At 39.4% G+C, this 8,718-nt stretch carries 6 protein-coding genes; all 6 read right to left on the bottom strand.

Translation table 11 applies throughout. The features are described from left to right. A partial coding sequence (locus AC4MRQ_RS12050) for a glycosyl hydrolase family 8 (protein WP_491197925.1) occupies window positions 1-975 on the bottom strand: 975 nt, incomplete at its 3' end. A 72-nt stretch (window positions 976-1,047) separates the two neighbouring features. Then, entirely contained in the window at window positions 1,048-2,835 is a 1,788-nt protein-coding gene (locus AC4MRQ_RS12045; protein ID WP_491197924.1) for a glycoside hydrolase family 9 protein, read from the bottom strand. A 114-nt stretch (window positions 2,836-2,949) separates the two neighbouring features. Then, the gene (locus AC4MRQ_RS12040) at window positions 2,950-3,822 is read right to left on the bottom strand and encodes an ROK family protein (protein ID WP_491197923.1); all 873 of its coding nucleotides are present in this window, start codon (window positions 3,820-3,822) and stop codon (window positions 2,950-2,952) included. Window positions 3,823-3,856: 34 nt separating this feature from the next. Beyond that, window positions 3,857-4,711, bottom strand: a complete 855-nt coding sequence (locus AC4MRQ_RS12035; RefSeq protein ID WP_491197922.1) for an ROK family protein — start codon at window positions 4,709-4,711, stop codon at window positions 3,857-3,859. Window positions 4,712-4,910: 199 nt separating this feature from the next. After that, complete coding sequence (locus tag AC4MRQ_RS12030; protein WP_491197921.1) at window positions 4,911-7,544, bottom strand: glycoside hydrolase family 2 protein; 2,634 nt, start codon at window positions 7,542-7,544, stop codon at window positions 4,911-4,913. A 119-nt stretch (window positions 7,545-7,663) separates the two neighbouring features. Then, a complete protein-coding gene (locus AC4MRQ_RS12025) occupies window positions 7,664-8,692 on the bottom strand; it encodes a LacI family DNA-binding transcriptional regulator (RefSeq protein ID WP_491197920.1) in 1,029 nt (342 codons plus the stop codon). Window positions 8,693-8,718: the final 26 nt, after the last annotated feature.

Below are 8,718 nucleotides of genomic sequence, written 5' to 3'. Positions count from 1 at the left end.
TTTGCTTTCAAAATGGGCATAATCTGTCGTTATTCTCCATGGATAACGACAAGCATTCCAACAATATTCATCTGTTTCCTTGAATTCATCCAAATAATATTCTGGAGCCGGGCGTGGAGATTCGTCTACAATAAAATCAGGCATTAAACCAGTGTCTGAACTATAATTGTCGGTTAGTGATTCAATCAGTTGATAAGCCTTATCAACGGCATCATCCCAAAAGGCATCTGAGGTGATGTGCTTATATGCCCTAAAATGCGCAACCATCCAATCAGAGGAGCGCGTAGAATAGGTATTTGTATCCCAATCGCCTAACATGGTTCTTTTTGATTCAATGGACATATCGCTTTTCTTAACGCCATTATTAATCATAGTACGCGCCATCTCAAGATAGTTTAAGCTTCCTTCCGATCCCCATTGTCTATCTGCCATTAATAGCGCATAGGATATATCCATATCTCCATCGGTAGCACTTCCTTTATCATGAATTACCTGTTCTGTTTGATGGATAACCCATGACATACATTCAGGATTTCCTATACTTCTGTGCTTGTCAAACATATTAAGCATACCATCATAATAGTGTTTGGCCTGCGGATCATGCCCCGCCATTAAGGCAAAAATGATCATACCGTAACCATGTGCTTCCGAGGTGGTAATTTCACTACCATCACCTCCGGTTCCTTTCATTGACACATAATACCCGCCTCCCGGTGTGGTACCATTTGACTTACGAACATATTTACCCAACCAGTACTTATAATAGTCTATGACATCCTGGTTAAGCTGGGCCTGGGTCTTATGATCTGGTTTTATACAGGAAGTAAATGTTACTGATTGCGGAAATGGCTTCAAAGACTCAGCTGACTCGTGTATAAAGGTATTATTGCTTGTTGGTTTTATTGTATCGCTTCCTTCCCCGGAACATGCATACAAAACCATTATAATTAGTGAGACAAGAATTTTTTGATTCATAGCTTTATGGGTATTGAATAACAGAAGCAAGCCATATCAACCTGCTTCCGTCCTTAATAATTCTATGGGTTATTAATTGATTACCGCGGAATATGCGATTGCCGGCATCATCCATCCTCCGTGTTGTAACCATTGTTCTGACCATCTCCAGCGCTGTGCCGGATCATTATCATAGGGCATTGGTCGAAAGGCAATATCCCGTTCATCATCAAAGCCGCCTGTTATACCATTACAAATACCTCCAAGGTAGTTCATAGATTTACCAGCTTCCTTGTAATCCGGATTGTTACGTCCTGCACCATGTAGCATACATACATCATATGGATTGAGACCTAATACCCAGTTAATCTGGTTGAAAGCATATTTAAGGGTTAAGCGCTGCATTTCACTATCCAATACAGTCTGAGCTTTAAACACTGCTGTTGCCAGTGATGCCAACCGGGCATTCTCTCCCTGCCACCAATAACCTGTTTCATTGTTATGTGGCAGAAAAAATGCCGTTCGGGCAAGTTGCTCATTGGTGGCCTTCACAAGTTGGCGTGCATAACCAAATGGGTTGTTAACCTCATTAGTGATGCATAACTCAAACTGAAGGGATTTAATAATAAAATCCTTTGAATTGTTTATTCTTTCTTCATCGTTTTCAATTGTCAGATAATGTGACATGGCAATTACGGGTAAACCTGCTTCCGCACCGTGAAAATATGGCCTTTGACCTTCATCATCAGCCCTCAGCCAGTTATTACAAGTACCATCTTTCATTAATCGGTTTGTAAGAGATACTGCTCTCTCTCGTGCATCATTTAAATACATCGAATTAGCGGTGGCCTTGTAAAGTTCAGTGGATGCCAATAAAGCACAATAATCATCAATGATATTCTCCTTGCCATCGTCACAATAACTCAGGTTATAGGCTTTTAAATGGGTATATCCCTTCTCTGCAGTTTGTAAGTACTTTTTTTGTGAAAACTCACCACTTATATTATCTGATACGCATCTTGCCAGCGCTGCAATGGCCATTCCACCTCCTTCGCGGAACGCAGCCTGGTATCTTTCATTGCGTTTGCCATCCTGCCCTTCATAAGCACAAATCTCGCGCTGTTCAGGATCTTTTGTCCACCCAGCAAAAACTGTTGCATAAAAATAACCTTCCGGGTCCTGAATACGAACAAGGTAATCAGCTCCATAGGCTGCTTCAGTTTTTATTTCAGAAGCTATTTGCGCTTTATTTTGCAGGTCTGCATCTTTCAAAACTTCAAGCGTTTCAAGCATATTCCAGACCATCATTGGTAATTGCTGTGGTGTCATGTAATTGGAAAAACTCAAATGACTCAGGTATTTTCCTTTTTCACCGGATGCATCGTACCAACCTCCACTAACATCAACAATATCTGTCCTTTCACCATAGAAAGACATTTTCTTGTCCTTATCGTTATATGGTGATTTACATCTTTGAAGTTGAAATGCCTTTGTTAATAATGGCAACAGGGTATTTGCTAAAGGTTTATCATAAATTTCAAAAGGTATGGAAACCACCTCATTGCTACCGACCAGTGCTTTAAATGTAAATTCACCAATTTGACTAAATCCTGTAAAATCTGCCTGATAGGCTTTGCCTGTGTGCCAATTATCAATCTGTCCACCATTTTCAAATACCCCGGCATATACTTCTTTATCCTGTGCATCAAGAATTTGAAAGCCGGAAGGTCGTTGGTCTGACTTCGTCTGAAACACAGCAGTTTTGTAAGCCGACTTATGATAACCCAAATGATTAAGCAATACAAGCCCGTCAAATGTTTTATCATGCTTGCATGCCATGAGTATGACGAGTAAAACTGTTAGAAAAAATGGTTTATTCATGAGTAATATTTTAAGGTTTATAGCTATTGTTTTTAATAAAAGGATGTACCCTCCCTGGTTAAGCTTCGTTTAAAGCTCATTATCAGAAACTTTTAATGTTTTACACTTAATTATCTACTTAGAAATAGCATCATAATACAGTGCCGCGGCACCTAAAACAGCAATATCCGGTTGATCGTTGACTTCTATCTTTAGTTTTTCAACTGTTTTCTCATACTGAAATTTCCGTACTACCTTCCACATATACTCCTCAAAATACGGGAAGAATCTGCTTATATTACCACCTATGACAATGCATTCAGGATCGTAAGCATATAAAATGGTCTTCATAGCCTGACCAAAGTCAAAACCAAATTGTTCCAGTATTGCCAATGCTATCTTATCCTGCTTTTTAGCCCGCCGGTAAAGCACATCGGCCTTAAGGCCATACTTAACTTCAAAGTACTGGGTGGTACAGTAGTACTCATAATTATGATCGCGGTACGGTATGCAACCAAATTCTCCTGCACCACAGTTGGTACCTGAATACAAGTGATTGTTGGTGATAACCCCACAACCTAAACCTACACCTGCTACAACTCCTACAACATTGGCGTATTTTTTGGCTTTTCCAAAGTATTTCTCACCGATGGCAAAACAGTTGGCATCATTGTTTACATAGACACCAACTTTATACCTGTCGGACAATAAATCGCCCAGATGCACTTCTTTCCAGGATGGCATGTGCTCAACATTATACACGATACCTTTTGATACATCAACAAGACTGGGTACTCCAATACCAATACCGCCTACTTCATTGTTAAAAACCTGATCGATTGCATCCATAATATCTTTTAAAATTATTTCTTCAGAATTATGGTTGTCAATCTCAAGAGCAAGAGATGCTTCAACAATGTTATTACGAACACGCCCCACACGCAGGTTCTTACCTCCAAGAAAAACACCTACTGCGCATTGGTTTTGAACGGTCATATCTTGTATCATATCGGTTATTCTAGTTTACTATGCTGCTTTAATTTTATTCTGCCGCATCAATGTAAAGTGCAGCAGCACCTAAAATAGCAATTTCCTTAACGACAGAAGGTACAATTACAAAATTTTCAAGTACAAACTGATAAGGAAATGTCGCAATTTCTTTCCACATTGCTTCATTGTAATATTCATATGACTTTGACACTGAACCGCCAAGTACAATGGCATTCGGATCAACGGCAAAAAGAATTGCTTTAATGGCTTTGCCCAGATGGGTACCATATTCCCTGAATATTACAAGTGCTTCCTTATCCCCAGCAGCAGCTCTTTGGGCTAATTCGCCACCGTTGATATGATGTACGTTCTCAAAAAACTGTCCGCTGCAGTAATATTCATAGTCATGTTCAAGGTATGGCATCATGCCGAATTCGCCCGCTCCACAATTTTGATCCTGAAGTAAATGACCTTTTTTGATGATACCACCTCCCAATCCGGTTCCGGTTATTAATCCAACAAAATCATCATAATCCTGTCCTGCTCCATAAACCCGTTCTCCTACGGCAAAGCAGTTTGCATCGTTATTGATGTACACAGGGACATTAAATTCGTTTTCCAGTATATCCTTAAGAGGAATTTTCTTCCATGATGGAATATTCTGAACATCGTAAACAACGCCACTGGCCGCCTTTACCAAGCTTGGCACGCCAACTCCTATTCCTTCTACTTCAGGTGTCAACACTTTTCTTATGGTTGTGATTAGGGCTTGTGTCACTTCCTTCGCAACATCAGTTTTGGGAACCAGACAAGAAGACACTTCCATTATTTTGTCTCCTTCAACAAGCCCGGCCCTCATGTTTGTTCCACCCAAATCAACTCCTATAATTGTTCTTGTTTGTTCCATTAATTTTTCTCTTTAGTCTAATAAATGCCATTTTTTGACATTTAATGATTACCACCAAATCAGTTCAATATACAACCAAGTGTTAATCAATAAAAGGTTTATCTCTCAGTATTTACTCTTTGTAAAAGAATGAAGCCGATACCATCTTTCGGTCGGTTTAGTTTATTTTTGGGGTCAACCGGCTTCATCTTTGCAAAGCTTATTTAATATTCCAGCCCTTTATCCTAAAATCAATATTTTCAGGTAGTAACTTATTTGATACCCTGGCTATAATAACTTTTGTCTCATTTGGCATTAAGCTCACATAGTTATCGTTCCAAAAAACAGGTACAATAACCTGGTTCGTCTCCTGATCAACTACTGCTGCTTCAATAAAGAATGCAATCTGTTCAGACTGGTTCTCAAGTTGACATTCAAAATATGTATACTTCTCATCTTTTGTTTGATGCCATTTGGGTATAACATTAACCTCAGCCAGATTATTTAATGCCTGTAAATCAGCATAATCTTTTGGAGGAGTATAAACCCACGTTGTCTCTTCGAACTTCATCTCATCGGCCTTGGTTGATAACCAGTAGAAATTATCCGCTACTAGTTCGTTATTGGCATTAAACAGCTCCAGGTTGATGAAATATGTCTCAGTCAATCCGTTTATTTGCGGCATTTCAAAAGCCATACCTGAACTATGTGCAGATAAATCAAGAGCTACTTTTTCGGCAAATAGCACTTTGGAGTTAATATCATACACTTTGATGCTCAATGTTTGATTATTTACTGCCTTATTAAAATCATTTACCCAGTAGATGTTATTATCCTTATAGTTATAGATAGCATTAAGTGGCTGACATGCTTTTTTTGTACCATAGAAAGCACCATTGGGCAACAGGTAGTAATCATACAATTGCCAGAACATCTCAGGCCAGGCCGAATTCAACATCCACTGTATAACACCTGTTGCATGAAATTTATTGGACTGGAAGGCCTCAAACATTGGACGTATAGCCTCATAGTTGGATATTTGTGATTTAAATGCAAACTCCTCCATACTTTTGGCTTCACCATAACGCTTATTAAACGAGTTCAAGTACCTATCCAATGAACCAAACTGGTGACGTCCGCAATGGAAATCCCACATGTCATTAATAGGCCATAATTTATCTTCCGGAATCATTTTTTTAATACTTTCCATTGGCGGCACCTGCGGACCAGGACCTGTTTCTGTATTTAATCCATATGCACCACCTGCAATTGTATCAATGTACCAGTATACCGGTGGAACATAGCCATAAGGGCCTAACATTTTAACGCCTGCAGCACCACTTACTTCACTATGGTTGTAATGATCTGTTCCAAAGTCCTGGTATTTACATGCTGCAAGTATCGGACGCGAATTGTCAACATCTGTAATATAATTATTCAATTTAGCTTCCAACTCAGGCACGGGTAATTTATCACTGCCAAACACCCAAAGGAATACACTTGGATGATTACGCAAATACAAAACCTGATCACGATATGACTGAGCATGGCGCTCTATTTCATCTTTACCTGTTATGGCCATAAAATGCGTTTCGGGGCGACCACAATAGGCTTCCCATTCCCAGTGACAACTCCACCCGATCATTATCAATAAGCCATTCTCATCTGCAGCGTCATAAATTGTTTTATCCCGACCCCAAAAACCTTCCAAGCGGATACAGTTTAGATTCATATGCTTCACATACTCAACCTGTGCAATTACCTTCTCTGTATCGTCTGCCAGAAACATATCATCAACCCATCCTGCTCCTTTAATGGTCAACGGCTTACCATTAACCTTCCAGCCTTTATGCCCATCTGCATTTAAATATTGCTCTATCTCACGTATACCCAATCGGGTATCTATCTTTTGAGATTCTGTACCATTTACTTTTGCACTAACGATTAGATTATACATGTAAGGATCGCCCAGATTATTCGGCCACCATAATTTTGGATGCTTTACATTTAATAAGGGATATTCGCTTGCGCTAACAGACACATCACGTGATTCACCAGCCTGCAATTCTACCACATGTGACACTTGTCCGATCCCTTCTATATCAATATCTAATGTTAGCTTTTCTGCTTTTTCAGAATGGTTAGTAACCATTGTTGTTATCGTTAGTTCGGCATCTTTCCAGTTCTCGCGATTAAGTTTGGTGGTTACAAATGGAGATTCTATTGAAACTGCACCACTCTTTATCAACTCCACTCCTCTCCATAGTCCCATATTCTGATCAGGAGCTGCCGGATTCCAATCAACAAAACCAATGGTTAAATCACCTATTACAGGTGGTATTATCTCCACTGCGATGGCATTGCTTCCTTCAACAAGGTATTTGCTCACATCAAATGTCCATCTGCTAAATGGCCCTTCAACCGATAGTTCATCGCCTATCTGGCTTCCGTTAACCCACACATTGGCCTTATAATTTAAGCCTTCAAAGCGCAGTTGATAAACAGCTTCCTTATCATAGTTATCCAGAACAAAGTTTTTGCGATACCACCAAGGTTGTTTAAACCGACTATCATCAACTTGATCGATATTATCGCCCATGAACAAATCAGAGTATTCACCACTCTCCCTAAGAATCGTCATAACAGTTGCCGGAATATTCCCTTTTATCCAGCTATCATCCTGGAAAGCTGCTTTGCTTAACTCCTTTCCATCGGCAGATATTTTATCGGAAGATTGAATATACCAGTTGTCATTCAGTTCAATATTAGTCATTATTTCTTTATTCGGTTGACAGGCCACCAAACACAGTATTGACAGACCAATCATCAAGTTACTTAATACAGATAGTTTCATTTCTATTCTTTTTGGTTTGAAGCAAAGATGCATGAATTTAATATTTTATGCAATCGCTTGCATTTTTATTGTAAAGCCAAAAATTTGCGTCATTATAATTTCTACAACTAATTTTAAAATTAATGCTTAAACGATGAGTTCCGTATCAATAATTGAATTGGTTTCAAGGTTATCGAACTATCTTCACGCTCTTCCCTGATACAATTAATAAGCTGATTAACAGCTGACTTACCCATATCATAACCTGGCATATCAATGGCAGATAATGATGGTGTAACAAACTCATTACAACGCTCATTACCAAGTGATATTATTGATAACTCCTCAGGTAATACCACTCCCATATTTTTGGCAGCAGATGCAATAACAAGTCCGGTTGATGCACTGGCAGCAACAATCCCATCAGGCTTTTCAGGTAGATTCATCCATAATCGCACCGCCTCTCTGGCATCCTGTTCTGTTAAATCGCTCGATAAAAGAAATTGGGAAAGCAAAGGCAATCCGTTTTTCTGCAATGCATCTTTAAATCCTTCTGCCCGTTCTTCAAATACTTTTGATGACGCTGCACCTGCTAAATGGGCTATGCGCTTACATCCCAGAGCAACCAGGTGCTCAGTAGCTGTATAACCTGCTTCATAATTGTCGACAACAATTTTCGGACCCGGCACTTCATAACTAACCCGATCAAACATAGCAACAGGTACACCTTTCTTCACAAATACATCAAAGTGACTAACATCTTTCGTTTCCATTGTCAGACAACACACCAAACCATCTACACGCGCAGAATTCATGACCCTTGTCATTTCTTTTTCCTGCTGGACGCTTTCATTAGTCTGGCATATAATAACATTGTAGCCGTTATCCCTGGCTACTTCTTGTATACCACTTAGTGCTTTGGCAAAAAACTGTGAACCAATATGAGGAATAATAACACCTATCACATTGGTTTTATTCTTTGACAAACTAGATGCCACCAGGTTAAGCTCATAACCGAGATCATGAGCAACAGCCCTTACCTTCTCTTTTGTGGCTTCGCTTATTTTGGCATTATCATTCAGCGCACGCGATACTGTTGATGGTGAGATATTCAGTTCTTTTGCAATATCATTGATTGTTATCTCGCCCTTTTTATCTGATGGTGACATTTCTAATCTATTAGTTTGCACAAAGA

It is taken from the genome of Carboxylicivirga sp. (assembly GCF_982718395.1).
Note: the sequence above shows the minus strand (reverse complement) of the source record. Positions and strands in the feature narration are given on the sequence as shown.